Origin of the sequence: Iodobacter ciconiae (assembly GCF_003952345.1) — a bacterium.
Classification (GTDB): domain Bacteria; phylum Pseudomonadota; class Gammaproteobacteria; order Burkholderiales; family Chitinibacteraceae; genus Iodobacter; species Iodobacter ciconiae.
The window spans coordinates 499,303-515,164 of the sequence record NZ_CP034433.1 but is presented as its reverse complement, the minus strand read 5'-3'; the positions used below and the strand labels follow the sequence as shown (position 1 = coordinate 515,164).

Genomic DNA, 15,862 nt, shown 5'->3' with positions numbered 1-15,862 from the left:
ACGCGGAGAAGGCAATGAATTACCAACAAATTGCAACCGACATCCTGCCCCTGATAGGCGGTACTGACAACATTGTCAGTATTGCTCACTGCGCCACACGCCTGCGTCTGGTGCTAAAAGACCAGCAGCTCGTTAACAAACCCGCACTGGAAGCACTGGACAGTGTAAAAGGCTGCTTCACCAATGGTGGCCAGTTCCAGATCGTGCTGGGCCAGGGCGTGGTCAACCACGTTTGCGAAGCACTGATCGCAAACACCGGCCTGAACGAAGCTAGCACCCAGGAAAGCAAAACCCTGGCAGCGGCACGCCTGGGGCCGGCGCAACGCCTGGCACAAATGCTATCCAATATCTTCGTCCCCATCATTCCGGTCATTGTGGCTTGCGGCCTGTTGATGGGAGTCATCGGCACAGCCAGAACACTGGGTCTGGCTGCAGACACGCCGTGGTTGCAAATCCTGGACATGTTCTCCAACACAGCCTTTGTGTTTCTGCCCATTCTGATTGCAATATCCGCAGCCCGTGAATTTAATACCAACCCGTTTCTGGCCGCAGCGCTGGGCGGCATTATGATTCACCCTGCGCTGCAAAATGCCTGGACTGTGGGCGGAGGCATCCATGAATACTGGACCTTATTTGGCCTGCATATTGCCAAGGTGGGTTACCAGGGCACAGTGCTGCCCGTTTTACTGGCGGTATGGATGCAAAGCCATATCGAACGCCAGCTGCGCCGTGTGGTGCCCAATAGTCTGGATTTGATCCTGACACCTTTTCTAACGCTGATGCTTAGCGCGCTGGCAGCCCTGCTGCTGATCGGCCCGTTCGGACGCATGCTGGGCGATGGCATTTCTTTAGGCCTGATGATGGTTTACCAGCACGGCGGCGTTCTGGCCGGGATGCTGTTTGGCGGCGCTTACTCATTGGTGGTGATCACCGGGGTTCATCACAGTTTTCATGCCATCGAAGCGGGCCTGCTGAGTAATCCCGCCATCGGCAAGAATTTTTTGCTGCCCATCTGGGCGATGGCCAATGTTGCACAGGGCGGTGCAGCGCTGGCGGTATTTTTCCGTACGAGTGATGCCAAGGTCAAACAGATTGCCCTGCCCGCAGCGCTCTCCTGCCTGCTAGGGATTACCGAGGCGGCCATCTTTGGCGTTAACCTGCGTTTTGTCCGCCCCTTTGTGGCAGCGGCGATAGGCGGGGCATTGGGCGGGGCCTGGATCGTATTTAACCAAGTGTTTATGACCGCCATTGGCGTAACGGGCCTGCCAGGCATCGCCCTGGTACCGGCAGCTGGCATGCTGAACTATATAGCAGGCCTGATGATTGCCTTTGGCAGCGCATTTGTCGCCAGCTGGCTGTTTGGCTTAAAACAACAGGAAGCCAAGGCATGAGTAATAAAGCCATTGCAGCAGCCCACTGGCGGCCAGCTTTCCACCTGTCGCCAGCACAAGGGCTGATGAACGACCCGAATGGTCTGATCCATTTTGCTGGCCACTACCATGTGTTTTTCCAATGGAATCCGCATGCCTGCACACATGGAGCCAAGAGTTGGGGGCATGCCAGCAGCCCCAACCTGCTGGACTGGACCATACACCCGCCCGCGCTGGAGCCGGGTGACTGGTATGACAGCCATGGCTGTTATTCCGGTTCGGCCTGGGTAATGGATGGCCGATTGTGGCTGATTTACACCGGCAATGTACGTGAAGGCACAGAGCGCAAAAGCTACCAGTGCCTGGCCGTATCTGACGATGGCATCCACTTTGCAAAACAGGGCCCCACCTTACATCATCCACCGGCGGGCTATACCACCCATTTTCGCGACCCCAGACTGTGGCAAAACGAAGATGGCTTTCACATGGTAATAGGTGCCCAGCGCAACAACGGCAGTGGAACGATACTGCATTTTCACAGCCAGACACTGCAAAACTGGACACTGTGCGGCGAGCTGCTACCCGATAATAAACATGGCTATATGTGCGAATGTCCTGAGCTGTTTACACTGCAAAACCGGCAGCTACTACTATTCTGCCCGCAAGGACCAGAGGGTGAGAGCTGGCCCTACCCTAATGCCAATGCCAGCTGTTACTGCAGCATGGACCAAAATGATAGCGGTTTTGCCAAGCCGCAACTGCTGGATTACGGACCAGACTTCTACGCTGCGCAAACCATGCAGGACCTGGATGGCAAGCGCATCATGTGGGGCTGGATGGGGCGGCCAGAACAGCCTCACACGCCCAGCGTGGCCGCAGGCTGGACCCACTGCCTGAGCGTACCCCGCGTACTAGACTGGCATGACGGTCAACTCAGCCAACAGCCCCATCCGGCACTACAGGCGCTGCGCGGCGACTGCTTGCAGCTGGCCAACCAGGCGATCAGCGGCCAATGGCAACACCCCGGCGTGCATGGGGAGTGCTGCGAGCTGGACATCACTCTGAGCACCACCGATGGCAGTGCCTGCCACATCATGCTGCGCCAGGGCCCTCACTGCCACACCCGGCTGAGCTGGTTACCTGCAATGGAAGAACTGGAGCTGGACACCCGCCACAGCGGTACTGGCGACGGCCGCATCAGCCGTGCTCCGCTACCAGCGTCCACCCGTATGCACTTACGCTTGCTGCTGGACCGCAGTTCGCTGGAGATATTTGCCAATGATGGTAAGGTAGTTCTATCTGCCTGCCTGTTTCCGGACCGCGGCGCAGAAGGCATCAGCCTGTTGGCCGACGGCAGCGCCCACATCGAACATCTCGCGTTCTGGCCCATCAAGCCCATGAATGTACATATAGCTGAAACAAGGGAGGACCTGGCACCATGAACCATCCGCACTATCTGATCTTCGGCGAGGCACTGACCGACTTCATCTTGCAGGAAGACGGGCGCTGGCTGGACTGCCCGGGCGGCTCCTGCTGGAACGTGGCACGCGTGGCGGCACGACTGGGCAGTACTGCAGCCTTTGCCGGTGCAGTCAGCCAGGATCGTTTTGGCTCTGCGCTCTGGCAACTGGCCAGCGAGGCGGGCCTGGACATGCGCTACACCCAGCAGCTGCCCTACCCGCCACTACTGGCCATGGTGCCATCCACACAACCACCGCAATACTTTTTCATTGGCGAAAACAGTGCCGACCTGCATTTTGATCCAAACCACCTACCAGCAGGCTGGGCCGAACATGTACGCATCGCCCACTTTGGCTGCATCAGTTTGGCACGTGAACCACTGGCCAGCCGCCTGGTGCAACTAGCCACACAGCTGGCGGCCCGCGGCACACGCATTGCCTTTGACCCCAATTTCCGTAACATAATGGCCACCCCGGCCTATCGTGCCCACTTCACGACCATGCTGGGTCTCGCAGACGACATCAAGGTAGCGGATGACGACCTGGCCGGCTTGTTTCCCGAGCTGAACAGCCATGATGCCCTGGCCACACTGCGCCAATTGGCACCACACGCCAGAATATTACTGACATGCGGTGCCGCTGGCATGACCCTGCTGACAGGTGAACAGCTCGTACACCAGCCGGCTTTTGCTGTCACCGTGGCTGACACGGTAGGCTGCGGTGACACGACCATGGGCAGCTGGATGGCCCACGCCCTCGAACACCCGCATGCCCCGATACAGGAAAGCTTGCGCTTTGTCGCCGCTGCCGCTGCTTGCACCGCCAGAGTCCATGGTGCCTACGCGCCGACACAGGCCGAAGTGGCACAGCTACTGGCTGGCGGAGGCTGACTCGAACGATCGGATGGTGTAACGCTCAGGGCCCACGCCGCATCAGAAGCATCTAACCGGATGCTGGAATGCATGCAGCTCCCAAGCTTGTGGACTGTTTCATTAACCGGGGGCCTCCGGCTAGGTTGCATCATGGGGCGGTAGGCCGGGCCTTTCTTGAATCGCTGGCCCATGCGGACCGGGCACAACTTACCCTTCAATTGCGGGAAGCGCTGAATAAATTTGCGCTGGAATGTGTGCCGCCGGCTGCATCGGGCCAAGTACGCCATGCCGCCCAGTATTTTGCCTTGGCGGCCTATGCAGGGGAGCTGGCCAGCAGTTACAACCTGACCGGCTGGCCGCTGGGGACCGTCTGGAATGCGGCTAAAGTCATGCTTGCCGACTGGCTACAGCACCGGGGAGGTTCGGATGATGAAGAAAACAAGCAAATCATCCGCCTGACCCGTTACTTCTTTGAACAGCACGGCATGTCCCGCTTTCATCGCTGGAATGATGAAGTGAATACAGTGATTGACACCCACGGCCCTAAAACGCTGGGGATGTGTGGTTTTGCCAAGACCATTGATATAGCTATCAATGGCCAGTTTGCCGATGCCAAAGCCTCGGAGGTCACCTATTACGTTTACCGCGAGTCATGGGCCAATGATGTGCTGAAAGACCGTGATTTAAAGCGGGCCAATAAGCTGCTGCTGGATATGGGGGTACTTACCCCGGCCAAAGACGGCAAGGCGTCTCAGTCCAGGAAGTTGCCGGGCAGTGGCCGCTCTAACGTCGGAGTCTATGTGGTCAATCCTTCCATGCTGTACGGAGGAGGACCGGAGGATGAATAACGCCCTCTCTGCCCAGCCAGAATGCGGCTTAAGCGAGAATCCACCGGCGGGCGCTGCGGCACTGGCAGCGTTCCTGTCTGCGCCCGCTCAGGCCCTGCCACCGATTCAATTAAAACCAGCCTTCTTACTTCCCGGCCACAGCCGGGAGGTGCGGCTGGTGTGGCGGCAAGTGCTGAACAACGTAGCGGAATTTTTAGCGTGTTCACATGAGGACAAAGTGTTTCTGTTTGCCCAAATAGATAGAAGACCCCGGCTTCTTATCGGCGATGCTGGTGATTGCAAAGGGCTACCAACTAGCCCCGGCTAGATCATTGGCAATGATAGAGCCGCCCATTCATTAATCCATATTCCCGACGCTGGGGCCTTTGGGGTAACGCATAGAGTAAGCAAACGGATGCAATAAGACCATAAACGTAAAAACCGCTCAGGCTAGAGCGGTTTTTTAGGTCTGTAATACGGCCGGAGGAGCCATTGATCCGAGTCGTGGGCAACGGCTGCTTTACACAAATATCCGGACCCGCCCGCGTATGCGCTAGTTCTGTCAGCCAAATCGAAGTGCTAACGGCACAGGATTGATGTGAGATACTAGCCCGTATGTGTGAATCAGACGAATGGCTTCAGTAGTCAGAAATCCTCCTTCTGGAGCGGAGGCTTCAAGGCGCACATGCAGGGCCCACTCTGTTTCACTTATCGGTTGTTCGCGGATAGATGTAAATGCTGCCCTCAGCTGATCAATACTCTCGGCATCGTTACTTTCAGCTGTCTTCACGAACATGTGAATGACGTCGCGCACTTCATCTCTATTGAGGGGCTCCTCACTTCGCTCGTTTGAGTCTGGCGGACATAGAAAAACCTGAACCGTGCTCAACTCCGTTGGAATGTGGACCAAGGCAGCCTGCGGATCTTCCGCCCGCGTGTGGAGCTTTCCCCAGATTGCATCCATATGACAGAATGGAACTGACCCGGTCAGCGACGCGATAAATAGTCCTGTGTCAACACTGAATGCCTTATAAAGCATTAATTGTTCGTTGCTCCGCTCCCTCGACAATGGTTGGAGAAGCGTCAGTGGATCTTCATCCATTTGCTTTCTCAGATGAACGGCAACCTGTTCCGCCATAAATTGGCAGATATCGGGCATAGTTTGTTTTACGAATGCAGGAAGCTTGTCAGCGTGAGCGCGCAGGGACCATCGCATATGGTCGTCTTCCCACATTGCCGCCGCATAATTCTTGTCGCGGTCGCTAAGCGTCACATCATCCATCGCCCCTTTCGCTGAAGCCAAGATCTCAGCGCGATAGGACTCGTCCATATCCATTGGGTCAGGTACGAGATGGATTCTTCCGGACCGAATGAATCCCTCAAGCTCAAGCAGTATGAGCACGTTCCTCAAGGTCTGGTCTCTATAGAGCGAGGGAGACTTGGTCGGACTGGCTTCAGCTCGCAGACCAGTGGCATTTGGAAATGGGTGCGGCAGGACTAGCTCATCGAAGTAATCGAGCCAAGGTACAACCACCAACTGAAGTGATCGGACATCTAAAGGCCCCAAAAAAACGGCCCGAGTAATGCCGCGCCTAGGACGCGGGAGTAATTCCCGTAATAACGTGTCAGTTGGCCACAAGTACTCGTAAAACTCGTGAATGCGCTGGACATGATCGTCGTTGAGTTCTCGACGAACATCGTTCCATTCTTTACCCTCGTTCAATCCAAGGATGTCGGAAACTGCATTACAAAGAGCGATGTTTCGCTCGCGTATTCCGAGGGTTGTCCACGTCGGTCGTTCTACAAAGGGGAGTGATAGGCAGCAATCCACGTAACGTTGTGCGCTTCCGCATGGGCAGTGCTCATCTGGAGCTGGCTCGCTTTCTGGCGGCGTCTTCGCCAAATACTCATGAGCGCGCGATGTCCGGCCGAAAGCATCTTGGAAGTGGGATGTCCCGTCATTAAACGTCATGACCATCTCGCCACCAAACCGCCAAAGTTCATCCCGAGGCAATAAAATCTGTTCGATATCGCGCCAGTTTAGTGAGTTAGTGCTCTCAGGGTAGAGCCATTCGACCTTTGCTGCCGCAATGTACTTCCTTGCGCGTGCCTTGAGGACATAATTAATCGCCGTTACTTCTTCTGTCGACAGATCACGGGTCCGAATAAAGGAATCAGTCCGGACGTAGCTATGTCCCCTGAAGCGTGCGTGGGTGCGCATCGCTAGGAGATCGGCGGATGAAGGGGCCTTGGCATACTCCGTATGGGTAAGTATAAGGCAATGGTCACCATCCAGCGGGTAGATTGTTTGTGAGCCGATCAATTCAATACCGGGGTCGTTGGGGTACGCACAGCAGCTATGATCAGGGGCAAACTCGCGGTGATAAATCGTAACGGGATGATCCGAGACTATGAATTTCACATTTGAGTTCTTGGCTGAGACGACTTCGCGGACGCCTTCCGTCCAGATGGTGCAATGCATTGCGCGTAAGCGCTGCATTTCGACCATTAGCGCGGTTTGTCCTATTTGCCCGTAACGTTCTAGAAGAAAATCGAGCCCCTTCGGCGTTCGCAATTTTTGCGTATCAAGGAAATCGAATAGGGCTTTGAAATAGTTGTGCATCCGCCGAGGATCGTTTCCCACAATAGCTCGAACGGCCTCAGCCCCGCTCTTGTCGATCGGTCCGAATAGCAGTCTTTCGACCTCGTCGTTAAGAAGTTCTCCAAGGCAGGTCGTATACAAATCATGTTCTACGAACGCGAGCTTTGGCGAACACTCACACAACGGGGAACCAGAGATAGCTTTTCCATTTGATAGAATCGTTTCGAGGTCGAGTACATGCAGTCGGGACTGCGGTGGCGTCAGGAAGCCACGTTGGTACCACTGCGGCACATAATGATTCTTGCGTGTTAGTTGATTGCTCATGTTGCACCTATTTCGCCAAGAGTCGAGGTCAATTCATCTCATTTACGAAATATTGCCAATTCCCTCTCGCCCAAGCAGGAATATTGCTGGATTTCGGTGAGTATTGTGGCATGGGGGTTCTTGTATGGATTGCTTATCGGAGTCTAACACCATCCCGCAATTGCCTATATTTACCTTGAAGTGGCACACTGATTTAGGCCAGCGACACAGAAGTTTTGACTGTCCGCTATGGCCGAGGTGCGGACGCTCAGCATAGGACACTGTGCGGCCAGCGGACCCGCTTTGAAAACCTTTTGGGTGTCTGCTCCCTACCCAAAACAGACAGTGAGGCATGCTGGGAATAACGGACACCTTCAATCCTGTAAAATCAGTGTATGGAGGTCGTGATGAGCAAAATACCGAGAGCAAAATATACCAACAATGGAGAGCGGCTGTAGGGGGTATTTGGCGCACTATGGCGGAAACAAAAAACCCCGCAAGCGGCATGTTTGCAGGGTTTGTTGGACTTACACGAACTAGACTGAACTGGTGCCTGGTATCCCCGACAGGAATCGAACCTGTATCTAGCGCTTAGGAGGCACTTGTACTATCCGTTGTACTACGAGGACGAAGATCACAGCAGCGGGCGTATTATACCTGTCATCTGCCAGGAGTAAACGTTTAAGTGCGTTTGAAAAAATTTCCCTGCGCTGCTGTTTTTTCTGTTGCCCAAATAAGAAAAAACACGCTGAACGCTCAAAAATGTTTACCCGGATGATTACATTTGAATATGCAATTTTTCAAGCAACGGCTTTAGATCCTCCGGCAGATATATTCCTTCACCCGGAGTAGAAAAAACCTCCAGTTTTCCATCATGAATCAAACCGACTTCCAGCTTTCTATTTTCAATATCAATCAAAAGATAAGCCTGCCCCTGGGTTTCATCTTGCATGCTACCCAAGATGTAGAGCACCTTATCTTGCAAAACCGGGCCGGATTTTGCCATGTACTGTTTAAAAATATCCAGCTGGGAGCCAAGCAACAGGCGCAGCGCATGCTTCAGAGGCGCTCTTTCCCACAAATTAATATCTTGCGGGTTCTGGCTAACAAACTGTAGCAGGCTGTTCCACTCGGCCTGATTTTTCTTAAAAAACAAATCTGGGGTACTGGCTTCACTCTTTGCTGCCACATTCTCAGGGGGCGAACTATTGTCCTGGCAAGCACTCAGTAAAATAGCCATGGTCAAGATAGCAAAACGGGGCAGCATAAATAATCCTTGGCAATCAATCCTTATTAGGATGGCTCTTAGCACCAAAGTTCATTTAATCTTAAATGTAAATGCTACGTATTTGCCCCGCATCAGCCTAAATGCTTACTCCCAAAGCTTTTTCCAGCCCGCATGGCCCATGCTGCGCAAAGTGGCAATATTGCGATCAACGATAACATCCGCATCCGGAAATGCCTCAACCGCCTTATCAATACTATCTTCACGGAGTAAATGCAAAGTGGGATAGGGGCTGCGATTGGTGTAGTTATCGATATCGTCCGGCTTGCTCCCTTCAAACTGATATTGCGGATGGAAGCTGGCAATTTGAAAAATACCATTCAGATTAAGCTCTTCTAAAACCGAATCAGCAATTTCAAGAAAATCGTTATATGCCAGAAAATCTCCCAGGACATGGGGATGAATTAATAGCGTCATTTCAATCTTGCCAGGGTCGGCGTCGCTCAGCAATTCCAGCTCTTTAATCAGATGCTCAATCAACACATCAATATTACGAGCATCACTCACCCTGTAGCGTACTTGTTTTTTAACATGCACCGCTTTGGCAAATGGGCAAAGGTTTAAACCAATCACGGCTTTTTCCAGCCAGCGTTCGGTGTCCAGAATAATTTGTTCGTCAGATGACATCATGATCTTTACAAAGGAGGATATTTAATTGCATTAAAAACCATTTTTTGTCGAATGGCCTGCTCTATATCAACATTTAGCACATCAGCAAGCCTGATCATATAAAGCATTACATCGGCCATTTCTTGCTCAACCGCTTCGCGCTTTGCCACATCCAATTGCAAGGATTCCTCTGGCGTAGCCCATTGGAAATGCTCAACTAATTCAGCCATTTCCACCGACATCGCCATACACAAATTTTTAGGTGTGTGATAACGCTCCCAATCGCGGTCCTGTGCAAATTGGCGAACATCGAGTATCAATTGATTTAAATCCATAAATGGGCAACTCTTTTTTTATATGTAATAGCCATCAATGGCTGGCAGGCATAAAGACTTATCTGCCCTACATTATTTAAATGGTTTTAAAACGGTAAAGTGCGTTTCAATAGATTGGCTATTATCAGCCAGCCAAACCTGACCATCCTGAATGGTGCATTGCAATTGCATATTGCGATTCGCTAAAGTAGCTAATGTCTGTGTCATTTCTACCGGCACATTAATCACTTGCAGATTATCTAAACGCTCTAATTTACTGGCAATGCCTTTCCACCAGACATCCGCACTATTGCCGCTATAGGTAAACACCAATACTTTTTGTGCTTTACCACAGGCCTGGCGAATGCGCTTTTCATCGGGCTGACCCAATTCAATCCACAATTCGATCGCACCGGTAAAATCTTTTTGCCAGATATCCGGCTCATCGGTATCACTCAAGCCTTTAGTAAACGCAAGCGTTTCGCTGGCATGCAAAGCAAATGCCAATAGGCGCACCATCATGCGTTCATCATTTTCAGAAGGATGACGGGCAATCACTAAAGAATGAGTAGCATAGTAATGACGATCCATATCTGCTATTTGCAGATCAGACTTAAAAATAGTTGCCTTCAGGGCCATAGCGGATCACGATAAAAATAAATTAAGCCCGCATCTTACCCTAAGTTAAACCTGGAAACGGCACTTGAACAGAGTGAGTGATCTGGAACGTCGAGCGCTCAGCTGCCGTTTCCAGGTTAAGGCTCAATCCGCCCTGCACTGCCGGGGATTTTTAGTATGCTCGGCTAAATTCAGCATCTTATGATGTATATCGGTCAGGCTTTCCAGGCAGGCACTGCGAATTAGCTCCTGCTCACCATGGTGAGTAATACGGAACAGGCCGTACTCCATAGCTTCAGGCTCACTCACCGGCCAGATAGGGTGGATGACAAAAGTGCTCATGATAAACATCCTGATGATCAAATGTTATCAAAAGACTATGCAAGCATCATGCCAAAGAGCCGAAAGCCTGCAAGCCACATGAACAGATCATCGGCGGAATATCAGCGTGCTTTAATACTGCTGCCAGGCGGCATTTTTTGCCGCATGGCGGGTACGATTATCTGGACAGCTGAGTGATGAGGCTTATTCAATGCCCAGATCAAGGCATATCTTTGCCACTTTTTCTTTTAATTCAAATAATTCGGCCTCTAAAAGATCAACCTTCACTTGCAAGGCCGAATCAGACCCTCCTTTAACCACAGCGTCATTAATCACCGGCTCACCCGATAATAAATGCGCCCAGCGGCACTCTCTGGCCCCCGGCTGGCGCGGCAGTTTTACCACCAAAGCACCGCTGCTTCGGGAAGCAAGCTCTTCTAAAAAGGCCTCTACCGCTGAAATATCCGCAAATTTATGCAGGCGCTCACAGGCTAAACGCAGCTCACCCGCCGTTTGCGGGCCTCGCAACATCAGCACCGTTAAAATGGCTACCGATTGCGATGGCACTTGAAACACAGCAGCAAAGCGCTGTGAATAACGCGCAATACGCCCCCCGAGATGTGAAGATTCAACCAGCTTTAATTCTTTTAAATGCACCAGTGCTTCATCTGCTTCGGTGTCATTAATTGTCATGACAGGATCACGGCTGGATTTCTGATTACATCCAGAAACAAGGGAATTCAAAGACAAAGGATAAGTATCAGGAACCGTAATTTGCTTTTCGATTAGCACACCCAAAATGCGGGTTTCAAGCAGGGAAAGAAGGAAAGTCATAAATCACCGGCAGATCAGACAGATGGGTTTATTATGCACTGAAATGATACAAAGCTTACTAACAAAAATACAAGATGGGCACAGCGCCTTACCGTGCCCACGTGATTCATCGGCAATATAAATGTTACGCGTGAACACAAAAGCGTGCCCACCCGGCACTTTATTGCAAGCTTTAATCCTTAACTAATACTCATCAAACTGGCATTACCGCCTGCTGCTGCGGTATTTACGCTGATGGATCGCTCAGCCAGAAGCCGGGCCAGATCGAAATCTTCACCGGCGGCAAGGGCTTCGCTGGATAAGCCTTGTACTTGCAGGATAGGCCCGGCGATTACTGCAACCTGGCGGTTGACCTCAGCAAGTGCATCGCTGTCGCCTTCAAACAAGACGGCTCCAACCACACCCGCTTCGGTAATGGAAAGCTTCACGGATACTCCGCCAGACAATGCTTTTGGCAAGCCGTCAACCATCGCTTTTACCGCAGGATGCGCAATAAACACCGCAGGATTACCACTGGCTAAGGCCGCAGCAAATTGCGCTTTTGCTCCCAGCTCAGTTGCTGCAATGCACAGCACCGGGCCACGCGGATGCAGCAAGTAGCGGTTGCTCTCGCCGGTAGGTCCTGGCAAATCAATATTTGCACCAAGACCAGATCCGGCCAGATAGCGGCTGCAACGTGCGGCTGCATCGCCTTCCTGACGCGATTGCAAATACTCGTGATAAGCCAGCAGCGGAGCAAGTGCCGCTTGGTCCCCTGGCAGGGTTTGCACCGGGCGACGGGAAAGAAGGCGTGGCAGGTACAACGGGCCACCAGCCTTGGGGCCAGTCCCCGACAGGCCTTCACCACCAAAAGGTTGCACCCCGACCACGGCACCGATCACATTGCGGTTAACATAGATATTGCCAGCCTGAACCTTGGCCACGACATGAGCAATGGTTTCATCAATACGGGTATGTACACCAAAGGTCAGGCCAAAACCGGTGCCATTGATCTCATCAATCAGCTGATCCAGTGCTTCACGGCGATAGCGAATCACATGCAGTACCGGGCCGAAGACTTCTTGCTTCAGCTCCGACAAGCTATTGATTTCGATCAGCGTTGGCGCGATAAACGTACCATGCTGGCAGAGCGCAGGCAGTGGCAGCTCTGATACCTCAGCACCACGGCTCTTGAATGCGGCGATATGCGCGGCAATGTTTTGCTGCGCCTCAAGATCAATTACCGGGCCTACATCTACGGCCAGTGAATCGGGCTTGCCAATATTCAGCTCCCGCATTGCGCCTTTCAGCATATGCAAGATGTGATCTGCAGCTTCTTCCTGCAAGCAAAGTACACGCAGCGCCGAGCAGCGCTGGCCGGCCGAATCAAACGCCGACATCAGCACATCACCCACCACCTGCTCTGCCAGTGCCGATGAATCGACAATCATGCAGTTCTGGCCGCCGGTTTCGGCAAGCAAGGGAATCGTACGGCCATCTTTATCCAGACGCTGCGCCAGATTGCCGGCAATTAAGCGTGCCACCTGGGTAGAGCCGGTAAACATTACACCGCTGCAACGCGCATCGTTAATTAATGCGCTACCTATAGTTTCACCACGACCCGGCAAGAGTTGCACCGCACCTGCTGGCACACCGGCCACGCGCAGAATGCGTACTGCTTCGGCGGCGATCAGCGGGGTTTGCTCGGCGGGCTTTGCCAGCACCGGGTTACCCGCAGCCAAAGCTGCGGCCACCTGGCCAATAAAGATCGCCAGCGGGAAATTCCACGGGCTGATGCACACCACGGGGCCAAGCGGACGATGGCTATCGTTGGCAAAATCCTGCTCAATTTGTACGGCGTAATAGCGCAAAAAATCAACCGCTTCGCGTACCTCAGCAATGGCGTTGGGCAGCGATTTACCCGCTTCGCGCACAATCAGCCCCAAGAGCGGCTGCATGCCGGATTCGAGCAATTGCGCGGCGCGGTTCAGGCAGGCGGCGCGCTCGCTCACCGCAGTTGCTTGCCAGATCGGGCCGATATTTGCGGCATGCATAAAGGCGCTGGCCACATCCTCCACACTGGCTTCAATCACATACCCCACCACATCCTGATGGTAGGCCGGGTTTTTAAGCGCCTGCTTGCAGGCACTATCCTGCCCGCCTGCCACACCTAACATCGGAGCGGCCAGCCATTCGGTATTTGCGCCAGCCAGCAAAGCTGCAGACAAGGATGCCAGACGGTGCTCATTGGATAAATCCAGGCCACTGGAATTTAAACGATTTGCACCAAACAAGAGTCGTGGCAAAGGGATTTTATCGTGCGGAGCAAAAGCAGGAACCACCGCCAGAGCCTGAGCAATCGGATCAACAATCAGCTCTTCAATGGCCACATGTTCGTCGGCAATACGATTTACAAACGAGCTATTGGCGCCGTTCTCCAGGAGGCGGCGCACCAGATAGGCCAGCAGCGTTTCATGGCTGCCCACAGGCGCATACACGCGGCAAGGACGGCCCAGTTTTTCACGCGCGGTGACTTCCTCGTATAAAGGCTCGCCCATGCCGTGCAGGCACTGGAATTCATACTGGCCGGGATAATAATTTTGCCCGGCAAGATGGTAAATCGCTGAAAGCGTTTGCGCATTATGTGTTGCAAACTGCGGGTAAACTGCATCAGGTGTGGCAAGCAGCTTTTTAGCACAGGCAAGGTAAGAAACGTCGGTATAAACCTTACGCGTATACACCGGATAATCTTCCAGGCCATCCACCTGCGCACGCTTGATTTCACTATCCCAATACGCGCCTTTCACAAGACGGATCATCAGGCGATGGCCACTGCGACGAGCCAGATCAATCACATAATCAATCACATGCGGCGCGCGTTTTTGATACGCCTGAATCACAAAACCAATACCGTTCCAGCCAGCCAGCTCTTCGTCAAAGCATATCGCTTCCAGTAAATCGAGCGAGATTTCCAGCCGATCTGCTTCTTCGGCATCAATATTTAAACCAATATCGTAGCTGCGGGCCAGACGTGCAAGTGCAATCACACCAGGCAATAATTCTGCCGTCACACGGTCTTGCTGCGCGCGGGAATAACGCGGATGCAAGGCTGACAACTTGATCGAAATCCCCGGGCCTTCATAAATACCACGCCCGGCTGATGCCTTACCAATGGCGTGAATAGCCTGCTCGTAAGCAGCGTAATAACGCTTGGCATCTTCCGCGGTAGTAGCCGCTTCACCCAGCATATCGTAAGAATATCTGAAGCCACGTGCTTCAAATTTGCGGCTATTGGCCAGCGCTTCGGCAATGGTTTCGCCGGTAACAAACTGCTCTCCCATCAGGCGCATTGCCATGTCCACGCCCTTGCGGATCAAAGGCTCACCACCCTTACCAATCATACGGGTCAGCGCTGCGGATAAGCCTGCCTCGCTATTGGTGGCAACCAGCTTACCCGTGAGCATCAGCCCCCAGCTGGCGGCGTTCACAAATAACGATGGCGATTGCCCCAGATGAGCATGCCAATCCCCCTTGCTGACTTTATCTCTGATCAATACATCACGCGTGGCTCGATCAGGAATACGCAGCAGGGCTTCGGCCAGGCACATCAGCGCCACACCTTCCTGGCTGGATAAGGAGAACTCGTGAATCAGCCCTTCAACCCCGCCGCCAGTACGCTTGGCGCGCAATGCCGCCACCAATTTATAAGCAAGCATCTGAATTTGCCCGGCCATTTGCTCCGTTGGCATTTTGGCCTGCTCAAGCAGCACCGGCAGGCACTCGGCTTCCGGGCGGCGATAAGCCGAAGTAATGGCAGAGCGCAAAACACTTTGCACGGCAATGCTTTGGGCCAGCTCCAGAAAAGGAAGATTGGTTTCAACGCCATCGGCCTCATCCGACACAGGCAGCGCTTCGCCATCTTGCGCCAGCTCCAGCGGGCGGGCGCCCTGTTCAACCTGCTGCAAATAGGCAAAAATGGATTGCTTAATCAGCCAATGAGGCGTTCTGTCTAATTGCTGGGCTGCGGCTTTAATCCGCGCCCGCAAATTATCATCAACTTTAATCCCTAGCGTTGTGCTGGCCATTTTTTGCGTTCTGTTTAATCAAGATAAGCCATTATAAATTGGGTTGCACCTTAAAATGTCAGGATTATCCCTAGGGTTGCACCTGTCAGGTTATACCTTGTAAAAGTCAGAATTCCATGAGCAGATTCTGTAGCCTGCTTTATTAGTAATGCCGCCCGCCACAATAAAATATTGCATATCACCGGAGCCTTTAATCAACGGATAAAGACACAAGCGAGAAGGGCTAATCAGATGCAAACTCAGCAAAAGAGTGGCGGATATCAGGAAGGGAAGCTGCTTAAAAGCAGCATGAGCAAGGGCCGATTCAACCACCACCCATGCTGCCAATCATGCAAAGAGCCCGGTACTCAAGCCGGGCTGCTTTGCTATGCATCGGGTATCAA

13 protein-coding genes and 1 tRNA gene are annotated in these 15,862 nt (G+C 52.8%); 5 read left to right on the top strand and 9 right to left on the bottom strand.

Features of this window, described 5'->3' with window-relative positions:
• Positions 1–14: 14 nt before the first annotated feature.
• From EJO50_RS02200 to EJO50_RS02180, 5 genes are all read left to right on the top strand, one after another.
• Positions 15–1,391: a sucrose-specific PTS transporter subunit IIBC gene (locus tag EJO50_RS02200; protein WP_125971372.1), complete on the top strand. Its 1,377-nt coding sequence runs from the start codon at positions 15–17 to the stop codon at positions 1,389–1,391.
• Positions 1,388–2,812 carry a glycoside hydrolase family 32 protein gene (locus EJO50_RS02195; protein WP_125971371.1) on the top strand — a complete coding sequence of 475 codons (1,425 nt, stop codon included), beginning with the start codon at positions 1,388–1,390 and terminating at the stop codon, positions 2,810–2,812. The genes EJO50_RS02200 and EJO50_RS02195 overlap by 4 nt, the downstream gene beginning before the upstream one ends.
• The gene (locus tag EJO50_RS02190) at positions 2,809–3,720 is read left to right on the top strand and encodes a carbohydrate kinase family protein (RefSeq protein WP_125971370.1); all 912 of its coding nucleotides are present in this window, start codon (positions 2,809–2,811) and stop codon (positions 3,718–3,720) included. The genes EJO50_RS02195 and EJO50_RS02190 overlap by 4 nt, the downstream gene beginning before the upstream one ends.
• 68 nt (positions 3,721–3,788) lie before the next feature.
• Entirely contained in the window at positions 3,789–4,550 is a 762-nt protein-coding gene (locus tag EJO50_RS02185) for a hypothetical protein (protein WP_125971369.1), read from the top strand.
• Positions 4,543–4,857 carry a hypothetical protein gene (locus EJO50_RS02180; RefSeq protein ID WP_125971368.1) on the top strand — a complete coding sequence of 105 codons (315 nt, stop codon included), beginning with the start codon at positions 4,543–4,545 and terminating at the stop codon, positions 4,855–4,857. The genes EJO50_RS02185 and EJO50_RS02180 overlap by 8 nt, the downstream gene beginning before the upstream one ends.
• A 234-nt stretch (positions 4,858–5,091) precedes the next feature.
• Here EJO50_RS02180 and EJO50_RS02175 read toward each other — a convergent pair whose 3' ends face one another.
• From EJO50_RS02175 to putA, 9 genes are all read right to left on the bottom strand, one after another.
• Positions 5,092–7,455, bottom strand: coding sequence for a DUF4238 domain-containing protein (locus tag EJO50_RS02175; protein WP_125971367.1), 2,364 nt, complete (start codon positions 7,453–7,455; stop codon positions 5,092–5,094).
• Positions 7,456–7,988: 533 nt separating this feature from the next.
• A tRNA-Arg gene (locus tag EJO50_RS02170) sits at positions 7,989–8,063 on the bottom strand.
• Positions 8,064–8,212: 149 nt separating this feature from the next.
• Positions 8,213–8,701 (bottom strand): Ivy family c-type lysozyme inhibitor, encoded by a 489-nt coding sequence (locus EJO50_RS02165; protein WP_125971366.1) that lies wholly within the window; start codon positions 8,699–8,701, stop codon positions 8,213–8,215.
• Between the two features lie 105 nt (positions 8,702–8,806).
• Complete coding sequence (locus EJO50_RS02160) at positions 8,807–9,349, bottom strand: DUF1415 domain-containing protein (protein WP_206434433.1); 543 nt, start codon at positions 9,347–9,349, stop codon at positions 8,807–8,809.
• 5 nt (positions 9,350–9,354) lie between these two features.
• Positions 9,355–9,663, bottom strand: coding sequence for a nucleotide pyrophosphohydrolase (locus EJO50_RS02155; RefSeq protein WP_125971365.1), 309 nt, complete (start codon positions 9,661–9,663; stop codon positions 9,355–9,357).
• 72 nt (positions 9,664–9,735) lie between these two features.
• On the bottom strand, positions 9,736–10,281 hold the full coding sequence (locus tag EJO50_RS02150; RefSeq protein WP_125971364.1) for a YaeQ family protein: 546 nt from the start codon (positions 10,279–10,281) through the stop codon (positions 9,736–9,738).
• Between the two features lie 123 nt (positions 10,282–10,404).
• Positions 10,405–10,602, bottom strand: a complete 198-nt coding sequence (locus EJO50_RS02145) for a hypothetical protein (protein ID WP_125971363.1) — start codon at positions 10,600–10,602, stop codon at positions 10,405–10,407.
• Positions 10,603–10,785: 183 nt separating this feature from the next.
• Positions 10,786–11,415 carry a YceH family protein gene (locus EJO50_RS02140; protein ID WP_125971362.1) on the bottom strand — a complete coding sequence of 210 codons (630 nt, stop codon included), beginning with the start codon at positions 11,413–11,415 and terminating at the stop codon, positions 10,786–10,788.
• A 179-nt stretch (positions 11,416–11,594) separates the two neighbouring features.
• Positions 11,595–15,479 (bottom strand): trifunctional transcriptional regulator/proline dehydrogenase/L-glutamate gamma-semialdehyde dehydrogenase, encoded by a 3,885-nt coding sequence (gene putA, locus EJO50_RS02135; RefSeq protein WP_125971361.1) that lies wholly within the window; start codon positions 15,477–15,479, stop codon positions 11,595–11,597.
• Between the last annotated feature and the right edge of the window lie 383 nt (positions 15,480–15,862).